Annotated in this window: 18 protein-coding genes; 7 read left to right on the top strand and 11 right to left on the bottom strand. The window is 62.7% G+C overall.

What is annotated here, in order from left to right; all coding sequences use genetic code 11:
• Positions 1 to 6: 6 nt before the first annotated feature.
• The 3 genes from fucP (at position 7) to HB634_RS10490 (ending at position 3,595) form a co-directional block, all read left to right on the top strand.
• A complete protein-coding gene (gene fucP, locus HB634_RS10500; RefSeq protein ID WP_213948552.1) occupies positions 7 to 1,326 on the top strand; it encodes an L-fucose:H+ symporter permease in 1,320 nt (439 codons plus the stop codon).
• Positions 1,327 to 1,397: 71 nt separating this feature from the next.
• On the top strand, positions 1,398 to 2,378 hold the full coding sequence (locus HB634_RS10495) for a carbohydrate kinase (protein WP_063571034.1): 981 nt from the start codon (positions 1,398 to 1,400) through the stop codon (positions 2,376 to 2,378).
• Complete coding sequence (locus HB634_RS10490) at positions 2,375 to 3,595, top strand: AGE family epimerase/isomerase (protein WP_213948551.1); 1,221 nt, start codon at positions 2,375 to 2,377, stop codon at positions 3,593 to 3,595. The genes HB634_RS10495 and HB634_RS10490 overlap by 4 nt, the downstream gene beginning before the upstream one ends.
• Positions 3,596 to 3,646: 51 nt before the next feature.
• On the opposite strand, the gene ligD is transcribed toward HB634_RS10490, so the two are convergent.
• On the bottom strand, positions 3,647 to 4,519 hold the full coding sequence (ligD, locus tag HB634_RS10485; RefSeq protein ID WP_213948550.1) for a non-homologous end-joining DNA ligase: 873 nt from the start codon (positions 4,517 to 4,519) through the stop codon (positions 3,647 to 3,649).
• Positions 4,520 to 4,523: 4 nt separating this feature from the next.
• Complete coding sequence (locus tag HB634_RS10480; protein ID WP_213948549.1) at positions 4,524 to 5,507, bottom strand: Ku protein; 984 nt, start codon at positions 5,505 to 5,507, stop codon at positions 4,524 to 4,526.
• A gap of 180 nt (positions 5,508 to 5,687) precedes the next feature.
• Between HB634_RS10480 and HB634_RS10475 the strand changes: the two genes are divergently transcribed.
• A complete protein-coding gene (locus tag HB634_RS10475) occupies positions 5,688 to 7,889 on the top strand; it encodes a hypothetical protein (protein ID WP_213948548.1) in 2,202 nt (733 codons plus the stop codon).
• Position 7,890: 1 nt separating this feature from the next.
• Here the strand turns inward: HB634_RS10475 and HB634_RS10470 are convergent, their stop codons facing one another.
• Both HB634_RS10470 and HB634_RS10465 read right to left on the bottom strand, forming a co-directional pair.
• A complete protein-coding gene (locus HB634_RS10470; protein ID WP_213948547.1) occupies positions 7,891 to 9,798 on the bottom strand; it encodes a CocE/NonD family hydrolase in 1,908 nt (635 codons plus the stop codon).
• Positions 9,799 to 9,946: 148 nt separating this feature from the next.
• Complete coding sequence (locus HB634_RS10465) at positions 9,947 to 10,186, bottom strand: hypothetical protein (protein WP_082878965.1); 240 nt, start codon at positions 10,184 to 10,186, stop codon at positions 9,947 to 9,949.
• 314 nt (positions 10,187 to 10,500) lie between these two features.
• Here HB634_RS10465 and HB634_RS10460 point away from each other — a divergent pair, with 314 nt between their 5' ends.
• On the top strand, positions 10,501 to 13,416 hold the full coding sequence (locus HB634_RS10460) for an autotransporter outer membrane beta-barrel domain-containing protein (protein ID WP_213948546.1): 2,916 nt from the start codon (positions 10,501 to 10,503) through the stop codon (positions 13,414 to 13,416).
• Positions 13,417 to 13,489: 73 nt separating this feature from the next.
• Here HB634_RS10460 and HB634_RS10455 read toward each other — a convergent pair whose 3' ends face one another.
• The 6 genes from HB634_RS10455 to HB634_RS10430 form a co-directional block, all read right to left on the bottom strand.
• Positions 13,490 to 13,648: a hypothetical protein gene (locus HB634_RS10455; RefSeq protein ID WP_157503918.1), complete on the bottom strand. Its 159-nt coding sequence runs from the start codon at positions 13,646 to 13,648 to the stop codon at positions 13,490 to 13,492.
• 78 nt (positions 13,649 to 13,726) lie between these two features.
• Complete coding sequence (locus tag HB634_RS10450; protein ID WP_213948545.1) at positions 13,727 to 13,930, bottom strand: antitoxin Xre/MbcA/ParS toxin-binding domain-containing protein; 204 nt, start codon at positions 13,928 to 13,930, stop codon at positions 13,727 to 13,729.
• The gene (locus HB634_RS10445) at positions 13,930 to 14,310 is read right to left on the bottom strand and encodes a hypothetical protein (RefSeq protein WP_213948544.1); all 381 of its coding nucleotides are present in this window, start codon (positions 14,308 to 14,310) and stop codon (positions 13,930 to 13,932) included. The genes HB634_RS10450 and HB634_RS10445 overlap by 1 nt, the downstream gene beginning before the upstream one ends.
• Positions 14,311 to 15,095: 785 nt before the next feature.
• A complete protein-coding gene (locus tag HB634_RS10440; RefSeq protein ID WP_063571246.1) occupies positions 15,096 to 15,575 on the bottom strand; it encodes a hypothetical protein in 480 nt (159 codons plus the stop codon).
• 274 nt (positions 15,576 to 15,849) lie between these two features.
• Entirely contained in the window at positions 15,850 to 16,314 is a 465-nt protein-coding gene (locus HB634_RS10435; protein ID WP_063571245.1) for a hypothetical protein, read from the bottom strand.
• A gap of 170 nt (positions 16,315 to 16,484) precedes the next feature.
• Positions 16,485 to 17,363 carry an EamA family transporter gene (locus tag HB634_RS10430; RefSeq protein WP_213948543.1) on the bottom strand — a complete coding sequence of 293 codons (879 nt, stop codon included), beginning with the start codon at positions 17,361 to 17,363 and terminating at the stop codon, positions 16,485 to 16,487.
• Positions 17,364 to 17,491: 128 nt separating this feature from the next.
• Here HB634_RS10430 and HB634_RS10425 point away from each other — a divergent pair, with 128 nt between their 5' ends.
• Entirely contained in the window at positions 17,492 to 18,625 is a 1,134-nt protein-coding gene (locus HB634_RS10425) for an aminotransferase class I/II-fold pyridoxal phosphate-dependent enzyme (protein ID WP_213948542.1), read from the top strand.
• Positions 18,626 to 18,654: 29 nt separating this feature from the next.
• Here the strand turns inward: HB634_RS10425 and HB634_RS10420 are convergent, their stop codons facing one another.
• Entirely contained in the window at positions 18,655 to 20,370 is a 1,716-nt protein-coding gene (locus tag HB634_RS10420; RefSeq protein ID WP_213948541.1) for a M1 family metallopeptidase, read from the bottom strand.
• A gap of 205 nt (positions 20,371 to 20,575) precedes the next feature.
• Between HB634_RS10420 and HB634_RS10415 the strand changes: the two genes are divergently transcribed.
• Positions 20,576 to 21,700 carry a redoxin domain-containing protein gene (locus tag HB634_RS10415; RefSeq protein WP_213948540.1) on the top strand — a complete coding sequence of 375 codons (1,125 nt, stop codon included), beginning with the start codon at positions 20,576 to 20,578 and terminating at the stop codon, positions 21,698 to 21,700.
• Positions 21,701 to 22,056 lie beyond the last annotated feature (356 nt).

Genomic DNA, 22,056 nt, shown 5'->3' with positions numbered 1-22,056 from the left:
CGCCCCATGGCTACCGCTTCCACGCCATTGCCCAACTCGTCGAATTCGACGGGCGCCGGCGACACCCGTTACACCTATTTCCCGCTCGCGCTTGGCGTGATGACCACGATCTTCTTCATGTGGGGGTTCCTGACCTGCCTGAATGACATCCTGATCCCGCACCTGAAAGCCGTGTTCGAGCTGAACTACTTCAAGGCGATGCTGATCCAGTTCACCTTCTTCGGCGCGTACTTCATCATGGGCGTCCCGGCCGGTCGGCTGGTTGCCCGTCTCGGCTACAAGAAGGGCATCGTCGCCGGCCTGATCATCGCCGGTATCGGTGCGGCGCTGTTCTGGCCTGCCGCCGGCATGCGCGTCTACATCCTCTTCCTCGGCGCGCTGTTCATCCTGGCCACCGGCATCACGGTGCTGCAGGTCGCGGCGAACCCGTACGTCGCCCTGCTCGGTCCCGAGAGGACCAGCTCAAGCCGCCTCACCCTGGCCCAGGCGCTCAATTCGTTCGGCACCTTCCTGGCCCCGTTCTTCGGTGCGGTCCTGATCCTGTCCAACCAGGTCAAGAGCGCCGACGACATCGCCAAGCTCAGCACCGCCGAGCAGATCAGCTACCGCGCCACCGAAGCCAGTGCCGTGCAGGTGCCATACATCGGCCTGGCCGTGGTGCTGGTCGTCATCGCGATCCTGGTTTACCTCTTCAACCTGCCCAAGCTCGAGGAAACCACCGAGCAGGCCGACGAGGGACATCACACGCTGATGGACGCCCTGAAGACGCCGCACGTGTTCTTCGGCGTGCTCGGCATCTTCTTCTACGTCGGCGGCGAAGTGTCGATCGGCAGCTTCATGATCAACTACCTGCAGTTGCCGGAGATCGGCAACATGACCGGTGAAGCCGCCGCGTCGCACGTGGCGTTCTACTGGGGTGGCGCCATGGTCGGCCGGTTCATCGGCTCAGCGCTGCTGGCCAGGTTCTCGCCGCGCATGTTGCTGGCGATCTTTGCCATCATCAACGGCCTGCTCGTCATTACCACCATGTCGACCACCGGTATGGTCGCGGTGTACAGCATCGTCGTCATCGGCCTGTTCAACTCCATCATGTTCCCGACGATCTTCTCGCTGGGTATCGAGGGTATGGGTCCGCTGACCGGCAAGGCGTCAAGCCTGCTCATCATGGCCATCGTGGGTGGCGCGCTGATCCCGATCATCCAGGGCGCCATTGCCGATCACATCGGCCTCCAGCACGCGTTCTTCGTCCCGCTCATCTGCTACGCCTACATCGTGTTCTACGGCCTCAGTGGTTCCAAGGTCCGTTCGGTGCCTGTCGCGCGTTAAGCCCCATGGCGACGGCCGGCCTCGTGCCGGCCGTCGTGTAGTACTTTCTTGCCCCAAGGACAGGCCGCAGCATGTCTTCCATCCTCTGCTTCGGCGAGGCGCTGATCGATTTCCACGCACAGCCCCAGGGCGGCGCCGGTCAGCCTCCCGCTTTCGTTCCCTTTGCCGGCGGCGCGCCGGCCAATGTCGCGGTCGCCGCGGCACGCCTCGGCGCCCACGCCCGCTTTGCCGGCATGCTCGCACGCGACATGTTCGGTGATTTCCTGCTCAAGAGCCTTACCGACCTTGGTGTCGGTACGGACGACATTGCGCGTACCGATGAGGCACGCACCGCCCTGGCTTTCGTCGCCCATGACGACAAGGGCGATCGCAGCTTCAGTTTCTATCGTCCGCCCGCCGCGGACCTGCTGTTCCGTCCCGAGCACTTCCGTAAGGAAGCGTTCGAGGATCTGTCGATCTTCCACGTCTGCTCCAATTCGCTCACCGAAGCGGCGATCGCCGCGACGACGGTCGAAGGCATGCGCCGTGCGCGTGCCGCCGGTGCACTGGTCAGCTTCGACATGAATCTGCGCCCGGCCCTGTGGCCGGCCAGCGAAGCACCGCTGCCACGTCTGTGGGAAGCGCTGTCCGAAGCCGACGTGATCAAGCTCAGCGCGGAAGAGTTCGCCTTCATCCATGCGGGTGCGGGTTCCGACGACGCCGTGCTCGAGCGTCTCTGGCGCGGCAAGGCCGGCCTGTTGCTGGTCACCGACGGTGCCGAACCGATGCGCTGGTTCTCCCGTTCCGCACGTGGCACGGTGCAGGGCTACGCCGTCGAAGCGGTGGACACCACCGCCGCCGGTGATGCTTTCGTGGGTGGCCTGCTCGCCCGGCTGGCCGCGGAAAACGTCACGCCCGCGACCTTCGACGCACTGGTTGCCGACACGTCCCGCCTCGACGAGCTGATTCGATTCGCCGCAGCCTGTGGCGCAATCACCGCCACCCGCAAGGGCTCGTTTACTGCCATTCCCGACCAGGCCGAAGTCAGGGCCTTCATGGAGAAGCACGCATGACGAACTACCCCCTCCCCGATTTCCATAACGTGGATGTACTGCGCGACCACGTCGCCAAGACCATGGCTTTCTACAAGCCGAACGAGGTCGACACCGCCGGCGGATTCTTCCAGTACTTCAAGGACGACGGTTCGGTCTACGACCGCAGCCACCGCCACCTCGTGTCGAGCACGCGCTTCGTGTTCAACCACGCCATGGCTTACCTTGAATTCAAGAAGCCGGAAGACAAAGACCTTGCCATGCATGGTCTGAAGTACCTGCGCGAAGTGCACCTGAATCCCGAGACCGGCGGTTACGCCTGGACCATCGCCGACGGCAAGCGCGACGACCAGATGAACCACTGCTACGGTCTGGCGTTCATGTTGCTGGCTTATTCGTGCGGCGTGAAAGTAGGCTTCGATGAAGCAAAGGCCTGGCAGGGCGAGATCTGGGACCTGCTCGAGAAGCGTTACTGGGAGCCGACCTACGGCCTGTACCGCGACGAGGCTGACAAGGACTGGAACTTCACCGGTTACCGCGGCCAGAACGCGAACATGCACATGACCGAGGCGATGATCGCCGCGTGGGAAGCCACGAAGGACGATCGCTACCTCGACCGCGCGCTGTTGCTCGCCGAGAACATGACCCAGCGTCAGGCCGGCCTGACCCCGCAGAAGCTGGTGTGGGAGCACTACCACCAGGACTGGACGATCGACTGGGAATACAACCTCGACAATCCCAAGCACCTGTTCCGTCCGTGGGGCTTCCAGCCCGGTCACCAGACCGAATGGGCGAAGCTGCTGATGATGCTCGAGCGCTACACCAAGGGCACGCCGAAGCATAAGGACTGGCTGGTATCGACCGCGAAGCACCTGTTCGACGAGGCGCTCGACAAGGCCTGGGACAAGGAATACGGCGGCATCGCCTACGGCTTCTCTCCCGAAGGCGACGTCTGCGACGACGACAAGTACTTCTGGGTGCAGGCCGAATCGCTCGGTGCCGCGCAGTTGCTGTTCGAGACTACGGGTGAAGCGAAGTACGACGAAGCCTACGAAAAGATCTGGGCCTACAGCTGGGAACATTTCGTCGACCACACGTACGGTGCGTGGTATCGCATCCTCAATCGCAAGAACGAGAAGTACGACGACGAGAAGAGTCCCGCCGGCAAGACCGACTATCACACGATGGGCGCTTGCTATGAAGTGATGGCCTCGCTCCGCCGTATGCAGTCGAAATAACGAAGCAAGACATCGGTGCGGGCTGTTGGCTACCGCACCGATGTTTCATTCTTACGGCAACGCCTGCTTCAACGAAGCGATCCCGTCCCAGGGATCCGCTTCCAACGCCTTCGCCCGCTTCAGTGCCTTGGCGAAGTCGAACGCCCCGCCCGTCTTCAGCCGGGCGATTTCGTCCCAGCGCACTGGCATCGCCACCGGCGCACCGGCGCGAGCGCGCAGCGACCATCCCGTGACACTTGTCGCCCCGCGCGTATTGCGCAGCCAGTCGATGAAGATAAGACCCTCACGTTTTGCCTTGCTCGCTTCGGCGATGTAACGCTGCGGACTGTCGGCGACCATCGCATCGGCGATGCCTTCGCAGAAGGCCTTTACCTTCTCCCAGGCCGGGCCTCGCCGAAAGGGCGCCACGACATGCAGGCCCTTGCCGCCCGACGTGCGAACGAAGCTTTCGAGTCCTTCGCCCAGGAGTCGCTCACGGATCTCGCGCGCGCAGGCCACGATGGTCTTCCAGTCGACGCCTTGCGAGGGATCGATGTCGAAGATAAGCCGGTCGGGCTGGTCGGGGTTGTCGACGCGGGCGCCCCAGGGATGGAACTCGAGGGTGTTCATCTGGACCAGTTCGAGCACCCCTTCCACATCGTCGACATAGAGATATTCCGCGTCGCCGCCATCCTTTTCCTTCAGCGCGACGCCCTTGACGTGCTTGCCCAGCGCGTCGGCATGGTGTTTCTGGAAGAAACAGGCGCCGCTGGTGCCCCGCGGACAACGCACGACCGATAGCGGCCGGCCACGAAGCTCCGGCAGCATGTGCGCAGCCACCGCTTCGTAATAGGTCGCCACATCGCCCTTGGTCGGACCACCCTCGCCGAACACTTCCCGGTCGGGATGGGTGATGGCGACACCGTCGACAATCAGCGGGTCCATCGCGTCAACCCGCCTTGCGGCGCGTGGCCGGCGCTTTGCGTGACGCCGTCTTCGCGGGAGTGCCTTTCTTGCTTGCCGTGCTCTTGGTCGGTGCCTTCTTGGCTGCCGCTTTCTTGACCGTCGCCTTCTTTGCTGGCGCTGGCTTTGCGGCCTTCTTCGTCGCTTCTATTGTCTTTCTCGCCGGTGTGCGTGTCTTCGCGCCGAGGCTCTTTTTCAGCAGGGCCATGAAGTCCACGACGTTGGTCGTCGCGTTCTCCGGCGTGCGATCGTCGTCTTCGATGGTGGCGGTCACGCCCTTGCTCTTCAGCCGTTTCTCGATGACCGCGCGCAGCTTTTCGCGGAAATCGTCACGATAGTCGCCGGGCTTCCAGTCGCTCGACATCGACGCGATAAGGTCTTTGGCCATGTCGATCTCACGCGGGGAGATGCGATAGTCAGCCGTGGACTTGCCCGGCAGCTCGAAGTCGTCCGCGTCGACGATCTCCGATTCGTAGCGGAGGATGTTGAGGACCAGGGCATCACCCTGCGGAAGCACGGCGGCCAGGTACTCCTTGGTGCGGATGACCACGCGGGCGATGCCGACCTTGCCGGTCTTCTTCAAGGTTTCGCGCAGCAGCACGTAACCTTTTTCGGCCTTCTTCGCCGGAAGCAGGATGTACGGCTTCTCGAAGTAAGCGGGAGCAATCTGGCCCGCATCGACGAAGGTATCGATCTCCACGGTCTCGTGAACATCGCTGGCGGCGTTCTTGATGTCTTCCTCTTCGAGGACGACATAACTGCCCTTCTGGTACTCGAAGGCCTTGACGATGTCCTTCCAGGGCACTTCTTCGCCGGTATCGGCGTTGACCCGCTCGTAGCGCACGGGCGTGTTGCTGCGCTGGTCGAGCATGCGGAAATGAATGTCGCTTCGGCGCTCGCCGGACATCAGCCGGATCGGCACGTTGAGCAGGCCAAACGACAGGGTACCGGTCCAGATGGGACGGGCCATGGGGCGATCCTCGAACCTCGGGGAGGTCGAGGATCGCGCCGGCGGCGTGCAGGCGACGCCAAGGCGGCGCCCGCGTTCCGCCATGGACAGGGCCGGTGACGGCCACCCAGGCTTCGCCGGGGCGCGGTAGGATGCGCACGCCGCGGCGAGGGATCGCGAGCCGCCTTGGGGGTCAGGGTCATGCGCAAACTACGCCGCGTCATAGGTGCTGCCATGCTCTTCGCCAGCGGCGGGGCCGTATTGGTTGCGGGCGCGCCTGTGCACGCCAGCGCCGTCGACACGGGGCGCCGCATCGATGCGGACACGCCGCTCGATCCCGCGGCGCTATCTGTCGCTGAGGTCGACGCGATCGTCGCTGAAGCCACCGAGGCTCGGAAGGCGTCGGATGCCACGCCTCCCGCTGATCCACGCTGGGGTCCCTCGATCCGCCTCCCGGCACACTGGAAGACCCTGACCCGGGAAAAGCTGACGGCGCTCCTGACCATGCCGGGCTTTTCGGCCATCCCGCAAGGCCCGCGCTCGATGCTCGTCGACCAGGCCGCGACCTGGGATCTGCTTACCTTCACCCGCGCTTCGGACAGTGCGCGCCTGTGGGCCCGACTTTGGCCATCTCCCACACAGATGACGTACGACCCCGATCCGACATGGGGCCCGGAAGCCGTCGCCACGCAAGCCATCATCCAATGCTTTCCCCGCCCGGCGTGGACAGCGAAGGACACGCCAATCGTTGATGTGCTTCGCAATAGCACCGGATGGCAGTGGGGCAACGTCAGTGGCCCGGACGGGTTTCGTGCATGCATCGCCGAGAGAGGCCAGATGTGGCGCACGCCCCAACGGGTGCTGAGTGACGCCTCCCGCCTCCTGGTCCAACGCATAGGTGACCAGTTGTCGATGGATGGATGCAACGGACAGAGGGCGGACGATTGCCTGGTGCTTTACCAGGCATTCCAGTCCCTGGCACCCCGCAGCGAACGGCGTGTCGCCTTGCTCCAACGCATGGCGCCGTCATTTTCCCCTGGCCAGCCGATCGCGCTTCCTCCACCCGGAACGGCGCTCGACGATGCCGGGTTCGCCAACCGTGCCCATGAGGCCATCGAACGCCAGGCGTTTCTCACCCTGAAGCTACCCGTTGTGCTGACGCTTCCCGCTGCATGGCCGGCCGGCGAACGAGCGCGCACTCTCATGGAGGTCATGAACACGACCTACGTGCTCGACCGCCTGAGGGCTATGCGTCCTCAAGACATTCGCGACGAGACGTTGATCGATCCGTGGCAGTGGCTGTTGGGATCTCACGCTCCACTGGCCGACCAAGAGTGGCGAGACCTGGGCAGCACCGCGGGCCGGACCTACGACTGCGCCTTCCGGGCCACCTCGTTGACGCGGCAGCCGGCGACCTACTTACCGAAGGTATTCTGGCGGGAGTTTTCGCTGGGCACCCTGTCGCGAGGGTTGGGCAGCTGCGAGCATCTCAGCGAGGCAGGCCTAGACGACCTGATCGCTGCGAAGGGGGCCGAGAGGGAGCGGCTGATGACGATCTTCAAGCCATTCGCCAGCCGTTTCGAGGTCGGCGGCGCCGAGCGTTCGGAAGCCGTATCCGCCGCCGGGGACGCTTGCCGGAAGTACCCAGGACAAAGCGTGTTCGGGCTGTGCCCCGCTGCGGCGAAGGACGAGGCCGATATCCAGGCGAAGCGGGAAGAAGACGTTGTCACGGCATGCGCCGACATGAGGGAGGCGACCGCCCGGAAGCTTGGTATCGCTGGATATGGCGCCGAGGGCGATGCGAAAGGCGACTGCGCCTCGCTGCCCGGCGACGACGGGAAGATGATCGTCGTCCTGGCGCACGCGCCCTCCGGGCCGGCAAGCAGCGACCACGCACTGATCCTCGACCTCGCGATGCTCGACGTCGAATCAGGCGACGTACTGGCCCACCTCCGTGACGACGACGCCGTTCCCAGCGACGAGCCGGCGGTCGATACGATCACGCTGGATACGGAGCGATACCTGTTGGCGCCTGGCAAACGCGCCTTCGGCGTACGTCTGCACAAAGTCTATTACCGCCTCGAAGGACCGGACGAGGATATCGCCCTGTACCTCCTTTCGGATGGGCAGTTACGCAGGGTGCTGCGACCGACGACGCTCGCCACCAGTGTGCGGCCGGAAGATCCCGAATGCCCGTCCCGTTCGACGGCTACGGACACGAAGCTGATCATCGACCAGGGTAAGAGCCGTGGCATGGCGAACATCGTCCTGCGAACGAAGACGACGTTCGAGATCGCCGGCGACGAGAACCCGGGCCCGGCGTGCAAGGCGCCCGCACCTTCGGTGAAGGAGCGGACGCTGCGCTTCGACGGACGGGAGTATCAGGAGCCGAAAGCCCCCTGACTCACTTCCCGCCTTCCACCACCGGCAGCTCGATAGCGCTGGCGGTTCCCGGTGCGTGCCAGACCTGCTGCGTCGCCTTCTGGTAGTCGGAAGGTTTGGCGAAGAAGATGTTCGGCACGTAGGTCTGCGGGTTGCGGTCGTAGAGCGGGAACCACGAGGACTGCACCTGCACCATCACCCGGTGACCCGGCAGGAAGGTGTGGTCCACGGTCGGCAGGCCGAAGGTGTATTCCAGGGGGGTGTTCGGCGTGATCGCCTTCGGGTCCGAGAAGATCTCGCGATAGCGGCCGCGGAAGATGTCCATCGAGAGGGATAGCTCATAGCCGCCCATGGCCGGCGAGGTGGTATTCGCCTGCGGATAGACGTCGATCAGCTTGACCACCCAGTCACTGTCCGTGCCGCTGGTCGAAGCGTAGAGGTTCACCTGGGGCGCGCCAGCCACACGCAACGGTGCCGTGAGCGGCTCGGTCACGTAAGTGAGGACGTCCGGACGGCCATCCACGAAGCGCTGGTCCTGCACCAGCCACGTGGTCCAGGACGTGCGATCGGTGAAGCGCACGGGGCGAGGCACGTACGGCACCGGCTTGGCGGGGTCGGAGACATACTCGTCGTACTTCGCTGCCGAAGCATCCGGCGCGGTGAACGACAGCCCACCGTTGGCGACCAGGTAGAGGGGCTTGGTTCCCTTGGCCTGGGGCCACGCCTTGAAGCGATCCCAGTGGTTTTCGCCGGTGTTGTAGATCAGGACCGGCGGCGTGTTCGCCTTCGGCGCGCCATCGACCAGGTACTGGTTAAAGAACGGCAGGAGCACGTCGCGACGGAACTGGAGCGCCGTGTCGCCGTCCCAGTTCAGTGCGCCGAGCGAGGACGCGCTGTAGTTGACCTGGCTATGCCGCCAGGGGCCCATCACGAGGTAATTCTTGTCGTTGCCCTTGTCCTTGGGCTCCATGGCTTCGTAGCTATGGATCGCTCCCCACATGTCTTCCTGGTCCCAGAGGCCCTGCAGCCACATGGTCGGGACCTTCAGCGGCTGCTTCGCCATTTCCTTGTCGAGCGCCTGGCCCTGCCAGTAGGCGTCATAGGAGGGATGCTCGCTGAGCTTGCGCCAGTAGGGCAGCTGGTCGAGGCCAGCCGCTTTGGCGTAGTCGCCCGCCGAACCGGCGGCGAGGAAATTGGTGTAGTCGTCGTAGCCGGCGCGGGTGATTTCCTCACCCTTGCCGCGCTTGGCGTTCTGGCCAGTGATGTAGTCGAAGTTGGTCTGACGGAAGGCGCCGTAGTGGAACCAGTCGTCGCCCATCCACCCGTCCACCATCGGGCTCTCCGGCGCCGCCACCTTCAGGGCGGGGTGCGGGTTGATCAGGGCCATCACCACGGTGAAGCCCTCATACGACGAGCCGATCATGCCGACCTTGCCGTTGGACTCGGGCAGGTTCTTGGTCAGCCAGTCGATCGTGTCGTAGGCGTCGGTGGAATGATCGACCTCGGACGAGTTGAGCGGACCGCGCAGCGGGCGGGTCATCACGTAGTCGCCTTCCGAACCGTACTTGCCGCGGATGTCCTGGAAAACACGGATATAGCCCGCGTCGACGAACACCTCGTCGCCCTGGGGCAGCAGGTTGCGCATGGTCGTCGCACCGCCGCGCTCGGCGCGCCCATCGGCGTCGTAGGGCGTGCGGGTCAGCAGGATCGGCGCGTGCTTCGCGTTCTTCGGAATCACGATGACCGTGTGCAGCTTGACCCCGTCGCGCATCGGGATCTCCACCACGCGCTTGATGTAGTCGTTGGCAGCGGTGGGCGCTTCGAACTTCGTCGGGATATCCGGCGTCATCGGCGCGGTCTGCGCTGCGGCAAGGCCGGAAGCGACGGCCAGTGACAGGGCGAGCATGGGAAGCAACGAGCGAGGCGACATGGGCATTCCTGTGGCGTTGGGACGAAACCCTTCTAGCGTGCCGTATCGCGGGCCCGGAGGCCATGGTCCCGACCAGGATGCCCCGGATCGCGGGCAATAAAAAACCCGCCGCTCCCAAAGGAGCGGCGGGTTCGGTGGTGCGTACTACTTACTGACCAGCAGCGGTCGAAGCAGCGGCCGGAGCGGCCGTGCCGGCAGCAGCCGGAGCGGTCGTGGCAGCAGCCGGAGCGGCGTCAGCCGGAGCAGCAGCCGGAGCGGTTGCAGCAGCGGCCGGAGCCGTGGCAGCAGCAGCCGGGGCAGCAGCCGGGGTAGCGTCTTCGCTCTTGTTGCAAGCGGAGAGCATGGCGGCAGCGACGAAAGCGAGTGCAGTGATCGAAGCAATCTTCATAGGTTTGGCTCCTCAGTTGTTATGTATAGGCGCAAGCGCGACGGCGGATACCCACTGGTTGGCGGGCCCTCCACGGCTTTCGCCGCGCGTGCAGATGATAAATGGTTTCATCCCTGGCGTGCCCGTGCGAAGACAGACGCGACAAGATTGCAACGATCATGATGAAGCGTAGATGTCTGGTGACGCAAGCGTGACGTAATCGCACGCTTTTTTCAGAATAATCGCGTTACGCCTCCGGAAGCCAGTCCTTAGTCTTGTCAGTCAGAAATTGCGATTCGGACGCTTGGTCCGTTCGCCTGACAAGGAGAGAACGCGTGCTTACCGAAAAAACGTTTAAAACCCGATACCTGTCGGCAATGATAGCCGCTTTTGCGCAGCCCGCCATGGGCATGGAAGGACCACCCTGGGTTGTCGATGGGACGGAATTCGATCTTCCCGCAGGATCCTGGGAGACGACGGATCCGTCCGAGGCGGCGCTTCTTATCAAGGATGGCGGCATCGTCACCGGCACCGCCGTCGGAATCAAAACGTCGGGCCAGGGCGCTTCAGCCATCAAGACCGAGGGGTCGGGGGGTGAGCTCACCCTGACAGCAGGGAAACTTCATACGGCCGGTGGAAGCGCCCATGGCCTTCTGCACACGGGAACCGGTCGCGTGAAGCTCACTGACGTGGACATCGTCACTGAGGGTGGCCTGGCGAATGGGGCGCGGTTCGAGGGCAAGGATGTCGAAGGCTTGCTCGTCGGCGGTAGCGTCGCCACCACCGGCTACGCTGCGGTCGGCTTGCTTGCCGTCGATGGTGCCCAGCTCGCGACCGAGTCGACCCAGGTGTCCACGACCAACACGGCGGCCCATGGGTTGGCGGCGGAAGGCGCCTCGTCCGGGTTGCGGGCGACGAAAGCGTCCATCAAAACCCTCGGTGAGGAGGCGATGGGAGTGCGGATATCGTCCACTGGAACGGCTGTCGTGACCGACACATCCGTCACGACCGCCGGGACTGGTGCGCATGCACTGCACTCCGACGAGAACGCCGCCTTTGTCACCGTCTCGGGTGGCCTATGGAAGACCACGGGTGATCGCGCGAATGGTTTTGACGGCGCCAATAAAGCGCTGGCCAGCATCAGTGGCACCCATATCGAGACGTCGGGCTTCAACTCAGCCGGCGTCGATCTACGCGCAGGGTCACTCAAACTGAGCGACACCGACATCCTTACCCACGGAAACCAAGCGTTCGGCATCGTGGCGATGGGTGGGGATTTCCCTGGACGCGTCCCTTCCGTCGACGCCACACGCACGCACATCGTGACCGAGGGACGGGCGGCGAATGGTGCTGACGCCCGGGACGGGGGGCGCATAAGCCTCAATGAAACGGACATCCTCACCTCGGGGCAGTTCGCCAACGGCCTGAGCGCGGGGAATGCGTCGATCGTCGCCAACGGCACCACCGTCAAGACCACCGGCGTTGCCGCCTACGGTGCGGACGTGGGCGAGGGGGGTTCACTGACCCTCCAGGGTGGCTCGATCGAGAGCGAACAAGCCGCCGCGCTGCGCCTGTACAACCCGACCAAGGTACGCATCAGCGGGGGCGCCGTTCTGGCTGGTGCCGCTTTCATCGACGTCTACCCCACGTCCACCACGCCTGTCACCGTCACACTCGAAAACAAGAGCGTGGCCATCGGTGACATCCGCCTCGCCGAAGTCAGTGGTGCGCCGCCGCCGGATGCCACGAAGACATCCCTGACCTTACGCAACGAAGCCCTATGGCATGGCGGTACCGACATCGTTCGCGATCTCACGCTGGAAGACAAAGGCCAGTGGTCGGTGGCGCGCGACAGCCATATCGGCAGCTTCAACAGCGACCACGGCATCGTGACGTTCGCTTCTGCGGCAGGCACCTTCGCCACATTGACCATCGCTGGCGACTACGACGGCAACCAGGGCTTGTTCCGCATGCGCAGCCGGCTCGGTGACGACACCTCAGCGTCCGACTTGCTCCACATCATGGGCAGCACGACCGGCAGCAGCTTCATCTCAGTCGATACACTCGACGGTGCGGGCGACTACACCAACGACGGCATCCGTCTGGTGCAGGTCGACGGCAGCTCGCACGGTCGATTCGAACTCGCTGGCCGCGTGGTTGCGGGTGCCCACGAATACTTCCTCTACCAGGGGGCACTCAGCGCGGCGAACGACGGCGACTGGTACCTGCGCTCGTCACTGGAACCCGAAACGGTAGATCCCGCCATCATCGACCCGCCTGTGACGGAGACGCCCGACCCGGGTATCGATCCGCTGGTGCCGGTGGTACGCCCGCGCCTGCTGCGACCTGAGGTCGGCGCTTATCGGGCAAACCAGACCGCTGCGCTCGAGATGTTCCAGGGTGGTCCCGGAGCCGGCGAAGATGACGAACGCGACGGTGCACGCCATGACATCTGGGCGCGCTTCGATCGCCGCCATACCTCGTTCGATATCGGCAACCAGCTGACCACCACGTCGTCGGCCAGCGAGCTTGCGCTCGGTGCCGACCTGCTCCGTGATCCGGATACCGAAGCTCACCTGGGTGTCATGGCGGCCGTCGGTCGCGCCGACACACGGGGCACGTCGCTGCTGACGCATTACGCAGCCAGAGGCCGCGTGCGTGGTGCCGCTGCAGGTTTGTACGGCGGCTTTCGAAGTGACACCGGCACGTACATACGCGGCTGGACACAGTACGCGCACGTCAACCAGCGCGTGGAGGGTGATGGTCTCGCCGCCGAGCGCTATGGCAGCGGCATGCTGACAACCAGCCTGGAAGCAGGGCACCGCTGGCGCCACGCGCTCAGCCGCCAGACCGACGCGTACATCGAGCCGCAGGCGCAGGTCCTCAGCACCCGGCTACGGGGAGGCACGCATCATGAGACCAACGGCACACGCGTCGGTCCGCTCCATGGGACAGGCACCACCGCGCGTCTCGGCGTGCGCACGGCCGCCCGCTGGAATACGCCGAACGGCCACGTCGCCTCGCCCTACTTCGCCGCGAACTGGATTCGTCGCCTCGGCCGCCTCGATGCCACGGCGTTCAACGCCGAGTCGTTCGATGCTGGCGTGCCGCGCAACAGCTACGGACTGAAGCTTGGCGTCGCGCTCATGCGCAGTAACGGGTGGCGGCTCTGGACGGATGTGGAAACACGCTTCGGTGCCCATCGGTATCGCCGCGTGACCGGGTCGATCGGTATCCGCAAGGCCTGGTGAAGATCAACCGGACTTGGGGTGTCGCCCCCCCGGACGCCCCCGCCTTGAGTGACGGTTCGATTTGAGTCCGGGATTAATGTAACTGTTTCGCGTAAGCCGCGGGAGTCAGCCCATCGAGTGCCTTCTTCGGTCGCTCTTCCTCTTGCCTGATCGCGACCATCACCCGAGCCCGGCATTCGGCCAGGATCTCGCGGGCACTCACCCATTCAGCGTCGTCAGTGGCGAAGCTCATCGACCTCTCTCCAAGTGCGTGACATCGGTAGCGGATCATCGCGCTACCGATGTCACGTGGTCGTCGTGGATCACTTATTCAACCGACGAAGCCGGATTCAATCGAGGCCAGATAACCCGGCACGGCATCGGTACGACCTTCGGCGATCGGTTCCAGCGCTGTTTTACCGCCAAACGTAGCGAGCGGTTCCTGCAGCCAGGCGACGACTCGATCGTCGTCGCCCGATATCGCTTCGATGCCAAGAAGGACACGCTCCACGTGAGGATTATCGGCAAAGGCCATCAAACTCCCTTGAGGCCCGAGATTGCGTCGGCCGATATGATGAGCTGCGCTATATATCCAGGATTGACAGCTACGCCATAGCCTGGCGGAAGACGACGAAAAAAGTCCCGACCCTTAATTTGAAGGACGTACTCAGCCATCTTCCTGTGCAAGCCAGGGCGCGACAAGGAAGAAAATGCAGCCACCAATGGGCTTCCTGGCTCGCCTACCAGTAATGGATCAAAGCCACTGCCATCCTGCTTCACCTCTTCCCTGCTAGAAACATAGACCTGAGATTCGGCGATCCTTTTAAGCAGATCTTCAACCGAAAGCTTCCCCTCTTTTGCTCTTGCAATGTCACGCTCAAGCTCGTTTTCCGGATCAAAACCTAATAGCTCCATGCAGCACCTCTACAGCTAAATTTCGGGATACAACCTGAGAGCCTCAGAGCGCTCCACTCGTCTCGCTGAGTGGAGCGTCTCGTACCAAAGGGTCCTACAAATGTTGCACCTCATCAAAAATGCTGGACCATCCGGCGTAACCGCAATTTTCTCGAAACGCTCAAAGGGCGCGTGATACCCATCCTTGCAAAAATCGCACGTTGCTTCTGATGACTCTTCCATGTCTTACCAACTCCGAATCGGTACGCGCGAACCATCCGGAGCGATCGTGAACAGAAATTATCCAGAAGGCATGTTTTGCCCACCAGGGACTAAGAACTCGCGAGATTGGTTTATCAAGTAGCCGCCGTTGTTCAGCAACTTCAGCGCCGTATTACCGTCTTCAAGAAAGTGCTCAAGGGTCGTGTCGGCTGCCGTTGGCAACCTTAGGCGACATACCATCGAGCGGAGATTCAACGCCGTACACGTCACCACCAGTCAGATACGCCTACCTTACGCGCTCGTTAAATGCAGGCCTCTGAACACCCCGATGTCGAGAGGTCATGCCCTGCAAAGAACAAGTTCACCGCAACAGAAGCAGCCGTGCCTTGTAGACGAAGTCGATGTCGCACTTACCGCCGCATGCATCTTAGCTAACGCACGCCCGATTCCGTCGAGCCCCGCTTCGGCCCGAATACCCTCCATGGTTCTAGTATCGCATCCGCCAGCAATGGGCATTCGGCTCGCAGCCTTCTGAAGGATCATCGCGATCTAGTGTACTTATGCTCGACGTTCGCATTTGAATCTCAGTAGACCACGAGCTTGCCATTCGGAAACCGGCCAGTCCAACCGCATGGGAAATGGCCGTTCAAATACCAGTAAGACTGGCTCGCGAAGAAGCCAGGCTGAAACACGTCCGCATACTCTGCCTCCATGCATACGTGCAAGATATCCCACTGGACGACGTCCACGAAATGCTTTGGCAAGCGATTCGCTTCAACCACCGATCGTGTCTTTCTGTTTACAAGTGGAATCGTGACAGTCTTTAGCTCCCTGACGTGTTCATTCCATTGACGGAAACGTTCTACGTCTCCCTCAGCGAGCCTGCTCCTGTACTGACTTGCAGCTTCTTGCAACAGGTCGAGCCAGTCGTCACCCTCGCAACTGGCAATCGCCTCGCTCCAATCGTGCAGGAGGGAAACACGATTTGACTCACGCTTTCCGACATTGATAAACCATTCCGATGTATCCAGTTCCGCGAGCGTTAGTGCTGTTCTTTGATGCATGGTCACTTTCCGCCAGATTGATAGGACCATTAGTAAGACCTCGCCGAAGGAATCTCCGCCAACGCTGCATTCATCCCAGAACCCTTCAAGTGAGCTGTTGCATTGCTCACTCCGCTGATTGACGAAGTGGCGGACACAGTGCTCCCGAGTACAATCCCTCGTTCTCAGCAATGTAAATCGGCAACTTGCTCATGGCTTTGAGCGACACCGTTTGAGGGAGATTTGTCGGCACAATCTGAACTTCGCCGGGCGTCTTATTTCATCACAGACGTCTTTAGAGCAATATGTCCTGCGTCCCTGCACCCTCAAAGCGCGTGCGGGAGAACGCGACCGCAGCGCCGAGTTCTTCCTCCCAGCTGCATCGAAACAGGAATCCGAATACGCCGCCGGGCGAGACGTTTTCGTACTGGAAGAGTACCGCTTGAGGGAAAGCGATGCGCGACATGCCCTCCGAGTTATCGATAACAGGCGCATGCTGACCAACTGCGTCCCCATAACGTGCCTCGAATTCATCACGCTCGCCCGAGTAGAAGGCGAAGAGCTCATTCTCAACCCGTTCTTCTAGTTCCCGCTGGCGAAGCAGGAAGTCACTCAGCGCCGACTGTTGACCACCGTTAATCTCGTCGCCATAGAACCGTAGATCAACCTCATAAGTGCGCCCCCAAAGCTGGATCTCGAAGGGACCCGACCAAATCCCGTTCCATGCTACAGAACTCAGTACCTCACTTACGGATTTCACAGGCCGTACTCCCTGAGACGAGCGTTACCTTCGTCCGCGCTTCCACTATGGCTGTAAACACCACTCAGCTTCGCCGGGACCAAGTGCATGGTCATTGTGTCCTCAACCAAGTCGCTCTGCAGCAGTCCAGGTCCCGTCTGACGCCTGAGTCCATCCAAGGCGTCATGGGGTCAACCAGCCAGCTCGACCGCAGCCGGCCGTGCCCTGCGCGCCGTCACCGTACTGCCGATAGAAGCCAGCACGATAAACCCGATAGCCAGCCACTGGCCGGCGGCGAGATGCTCACCCAGCAGCAACATCGCCAGGAACGAAGCAACGGCCGGCTCGAGGCTCACCATGATGCCGAAGGTTTCGCTGGGCAGGCGTTTGAGCGCCATCATCTCCAGCGACATGGGGATGGCGCTCGAGACGATCGCCACGCCGAGACCCGCCAGCAGGATCATCGGATCGAGCAGGCTCGCACCCGCGTGCGCCACGCCGTAAGGCACGACGACGAGGCTCGCTGCCACCAGGCCGAGCGATACCGACTGCCCGGCATGCAGGTGTCCAGCCTGTTTGCCGAAGAGGATGTACAACGCCCAACAGACGGCGGCACCGAGGGCGAGCATCACACCCGTCGTGTCGAGCGTGCTGTTATGGCCGAGCGGCAACAGCATCACCAAGCCCGTGATCGCACTGGCGAGCCAGACAAAGTCGACCGGACGCCGCGAAGCGATCATCGCCACCGCGAGCGGCCCGCTGAATTCGATAGCCACGGCAATGCCAAACGGAATGGTCCGCAGCGCCAGGTAGAACAGCAGATTCATCACGCCGAGCGTCAAGCCATAGCGGATGACGAAACCTGCGTCGCGACGGCTCAGTGGCCAGCGCCAGGGACGCCAAAAAAGGATGAGCACCAGGGCGGAAAACCCCACACGCAGGGCCGACGTGCCTTCCGCGCCAATCAGCGGGAAGAGTTTTTTCGCGAACGACGTGCCGATGCACAGCGAGGTCACCGAGCCGAGCACGGCCAGTGCCGGCAGCCAAAGGGATGAGCGGGGGGAAGTCATGAAAGCACTTTAACGGCTGCCGCGAACGGCGCCCATGGGCTCCGACGTGACTGCTGACAGGAAAGATAGACTTTTTGTTTATGGTGGACATATAGTCCATTCATCATCCCGCCTGCCGATGGCCGCTCATGACCGCCCTGCCCGACTTCCGTCTCGAAACCTACTTCTCGCGCTGGGAGTTCGCGGCGCGCTTCCACCTGACGGCCTCGGATGCCCAGAGCATGCGGGTGGACGAACTCCTTGCCCTGGCCGAGCCGGAGGACCGTGCCGCCTTTGAGTCCCTGCATCTGGGCTATACGCAAACCTATGGTGCGCCAGCGCTACGTGAGGCCATCGCCGGCACCTACGACAGATGCCAGGCAGACGATGTGCTCTGCTTCGCCGGTGCGGAGGAAGGCATCTACATTGCCATGCGTGTGTTACTCGGCACGGACGAACACGCCATCGTGGTAACCCCGAACTACCAGTCGGCGGAAACCGTGCCGCTGTCGATATGCGACGTCACCGGCGTCCCTCTCGATCCCGACGATCACTGGTCCCTGGACATCGACCGTGTCGCCGCCGCCATTCGGCCGAACACGCGGGTAATCTCGATCAACTTCCCGCATAACCCGACGGGCAAGATACTCGAGCGCGATCGCTACGACGCGCTGGTGATGTTGTGCCGCCGCCACGGCATCTGGCTGTTCAGCGACGAGGTCTACCGTCCGCTCGGGCCGCCGGGCACGGCATACCTTCCGCAAGCGGCCGACGTGTACGAACGCGGCATCTCGCTTGGCGTGATGTCGAAAGCTTACGGCCTGCCCGGCCTTCGCATTGGCTGGATTGCCTGCACCGACCGCACGTTTCTGCAGAAGATGGAGCGATACAAGCATTACCTGTCGATCTGCAACTCGGGGCCTTCGGAACAGTTGGCACTCATCGCCCTCAAGGCGCGGGAGACGATCCTCGAAAGGAATCGCCAAATCGTCGGCGACAACCTGACGCTACTCGACACCTTCTTTGCCGAATGGCCCGAACACTTCGACTGGTACCGACCCGATGGCGGCTGCGTGGCCTACCCGCGCTACCTCGGTGCCGGTAGCGTTGAAGCATTCGCGGCAGACCTTGTCGAGCAGGCTGGTGTGCTCCTGCTGCCCGCCGAGCACTACCGATCCGAACTGGGTCCGACACCGAGCGACCGTTTTCGCATTGGCTTCGGTCGTGCCGATTGCCCAGAAGCACTCGCTGCCCTGGGCGACTATCTGCGACGCGGCCCCTGACCACCGAGTGATTGCGAGTAGCAGGTCGCTCAGCGGTCTTTCGCCTTGTGCTTTTTCACGTACGCCTGATACGCCTCGATACCTGCATCGCGCCGAAGCAGCTTCGAATCCGGGTCGAGCGTATAAGTCGCGCGCTCCGGCAGGGTTAGCTCGCCTTGGCCATCCGCCATGGGCAAGGTGACCACGTGGTCGCCGACACGCACGTCGACCGGCATCGGGAAGGCGCCATTGCCAGGCACCGACCATGTCAGGTGCAGCTGTTGGCCGTCACGGGTGATCTGCAGGTCGGGCAGCGCAGCCTGGTAAAGATAGACGTTGAAGAACCAGTGCAGGTCCTTGCCCGTGACCTTGTCGACGATGTCGATGTAGTCGCGCGTGGTGGCATATCGCGGCGCGAAGTTGCCCGGCACGGGGTGCTCGGTCCCGTACACCAGCAAACGCACCGAGCGGTAGAAGGCGTCGTCGCCGATGAGGTTTCGCAGGGTGTGCAGTACGAGCGCACCCTTGCTGTAGATGTCCTGCCCCGGACCACCCCGTGCGTCCTCGTAAACATCTTCCTCCCGTCGTGGCTGCCCCGACACGATCGGATGGTGATTGGCTAGCTTGCTACGAAGCTGCATGAGATTGGCGAAGTAAGCCTGCTTTCCACCGATCGACTCGGCGTAGAGCGGCTGCATGTAGGTCGCGAATGCCTCGTGTAGCCACATGTCATCCCAGTTGGCGTTGGTCACCTGGTTGCCGAACCACTCATGCGATAGCTCGTGCTGAAGCAGGTCGTCGTAACCATAGGCTGTCTTCGCGTACTCATTACCGTACGCATTGACTGTCTGGTGTTCCATGCCCTTGAACGGCGTTTCCACGACGCCCATTTTCTCCGCGCCAAACGGGTACGGGCCGACGGTACTTTCGAGAAAGTCGAGCATAGGCGGGAACTCGGCAAAGAGTGCACGCGCCTGCTTTTCATCGTCCACATACCAATAGTGTGTGGGGATGACGTTACCGAAACGACTGGTATAAGGCGCGGACAGCTCCCGATAGGGTGCAATATTCAGCGCGACGCCGTACGTGCTGACATCGTGGCTGCGCCAGTGATACGTGCGCATGCCGTTCGCCTCGTCCATGCCGGCGGCAACACCGTTGCCGACAGCAACCAGAGGGGCTGGCACGGTCACGTGCTCGTCGACGAGTTTCGGTCGGCCCATCGGATGATCGATACACGGCCAGAACAAATCGCAGCCCTCGCCTTCCACGGCGGTGGCGATCCAGGGTTGACCCTTCGGTGTTCTGGCCCACACAAAGCCACCATCCCACGGCGCATGTACGGCGGCATGGGGGCTGCCGTGGTACGTGACTCGCACCGTCGTATGGGCTCCCGCGTCGAGCGGATGCGGAAGATCAACCTCGAGGCGACCCTCCGGATTCCGATAGGCGGTGCGCGGCAATGCCTTGCCGTCGACTTCGACCGCATCGATGGGCAGGTTGCGGTCGAGATCCAGCACCACGCGACGCAGCGGCGACATAACGGCGAAGGTCAACCTCGCGTCACCCTCGATCCAGTGCCGTGCAGGGTCGACACGGAAGCTTAGATCGGCATGTTCGAAGGTCACGGCCAGCTGTTCCGGTGCACGCGGGGCGCCGGAATTGAGGGTGAGGTCAGTCAAGGCGGGAAGTCCCGGCGGCGCCGAGGGCGTGCAGGCGACCGTACCAAGTGCCAGGCCGATGCCGAGCAGGAGCGTGTTTCGCATGATCGATGAGCCGTCCGGGGAGAGGGGAAGCGAGGGAACCATACTGACCCGCGGGTGCTTCGTCATCGGTCTTTAGATGGGTATCGCGCGGAGGACGGTGGCATGTAAAAGCTGGTCCCCGGGACCATCGGTGCTTCGTGCAATCCATGGCGGTGCCGATGGTTGATCGTATGAGGGGCGATACAGCCAGCACATCGAGGCCCCCGTGAAACCACTCAAACTGATATCCGTTCTCGTGGTCGGCGCTCTTGGTCTGGGCGTTGGCGTTGGCGTTGGCGTTGGCAGTGCCCGGGCCAGCGCTGTTGCGGGCGAGACGCCTCCCGCTATCCCTGCGGCTTCCAATTCGGCCGCCAACCCGGCGCTTCCGGTGGAAGGTCGGTTTCCCGCGCTCAGTGGCGCCACGACATGGCTCAACGGGCCGGCCCTGACCCCTTCCGGCCTGCACGGCAAGGTGGTTCTGGTCGACTTCTGGACATTCTCGTGCATCAACTCGCTTCGACCGCTTCCTTATCTCCGCGCGTGGGCAGCGAAATACCAGGCGCAGGAGCTCGTCGTGATCGGCGTGCAGTCGCCGGAGTTTGCTTTCGAACAACGGCTCGACAATGTGCGCGACGCGCTGGCAAGTCACGCGATCAGCTTTCCGGTCGCGGTCGACAATGGACACCGGATCTGGAACGCCTTCCAGAACGAGTACTGGCCCGCGATCTACCTTATCGATGCCGAGGGGCGCATCCGCTATCACCGCTTCGGTGAAGGCGATTACGACCAGACCGAACGCGCGATACAAGCGCTGCTGGTCGAAGCAGGCGCGTCAGGCGTCGAACAGAACCTCGTCAGCGTGCACGGCACGGGGGCCGAGGCAGCGCCTGACTGGGACAACGTGAAATCACCCGAGACCTATCTGGGTTATGCACGGACAGAGCGATTCGCGTCGCCAGGCGGCGCCGTACAGGATACGCGGCACACCTACACCGCACCGACACCGCTCGACCTCAACGACTGGGCGCTCTCCGGCGAGTGGACCATGGGGGCCGAAGCGACCACGGTACGCAAGGCTCACGGACGACTTCTTTTCCGGTTCCACGCGCGTGACCTGCACCTGGTGGCGGGCCCATCCACACACGGTTCGACGCTGCACTTCCGGGTCCTGATCGATGGCAAGCCGCCAGGCAGCAGCCACGGCGCGGATACCGACGAACAGGGCAATGGGACGATCGACGGCCAGCGCCTTTATCAACTCATCAGGCAGAAAGCACCCATCGACGACCGGACGTTCGAGTTCGAGTTCCTGGATCCCGGGGTGGACGTGTTTGCTTTCACATTCGGCTGACCGGCACAAAAAGAGGCTTCATCGCGGAATCCCGGGGACGCTGGAGGATCGGTTCACTCGCTTTGCGAGTGCGTGTTTTAGCGGCTCGCGCCGCCGCTTGCGTGAGGGGTGAGGCGCAGAGCCTTCGGTGCCCACCCTCGCGGCTCAGACACGTCCTCCGCGTTTCGTACCGGAAAGTCCGCTGCGCGGACCATGTTCTCATTGGCCGCGTTAGCGGCCTTTCCTTGTCGAACGCGGAGGACGTGTCTGAGCCGCGAGGGTGGGCACCGAGGTCTCCCCGCGAGACGCCCAAGTGTAGAGAGCGATGGCAAAGCCGAGCCCGCGAGGCCGAAGGCGAGCCATGCGCGAGGTGCGAG

This window comes from Luteibacter sp. dw_328, from assembly GCF_018449605.1.
Taxonomy (GTDB): Bacteria; Pseudomonadota; Gammaproteobacteria; order Xanthomonadales; family Rhodanobacteraceae; genus Luteibacter.
The sequence above is the reverse complement of the archived record's forward strand: the minus strand, read 5'-3'. Positions and strand labels throughout refer to the sequence as shown.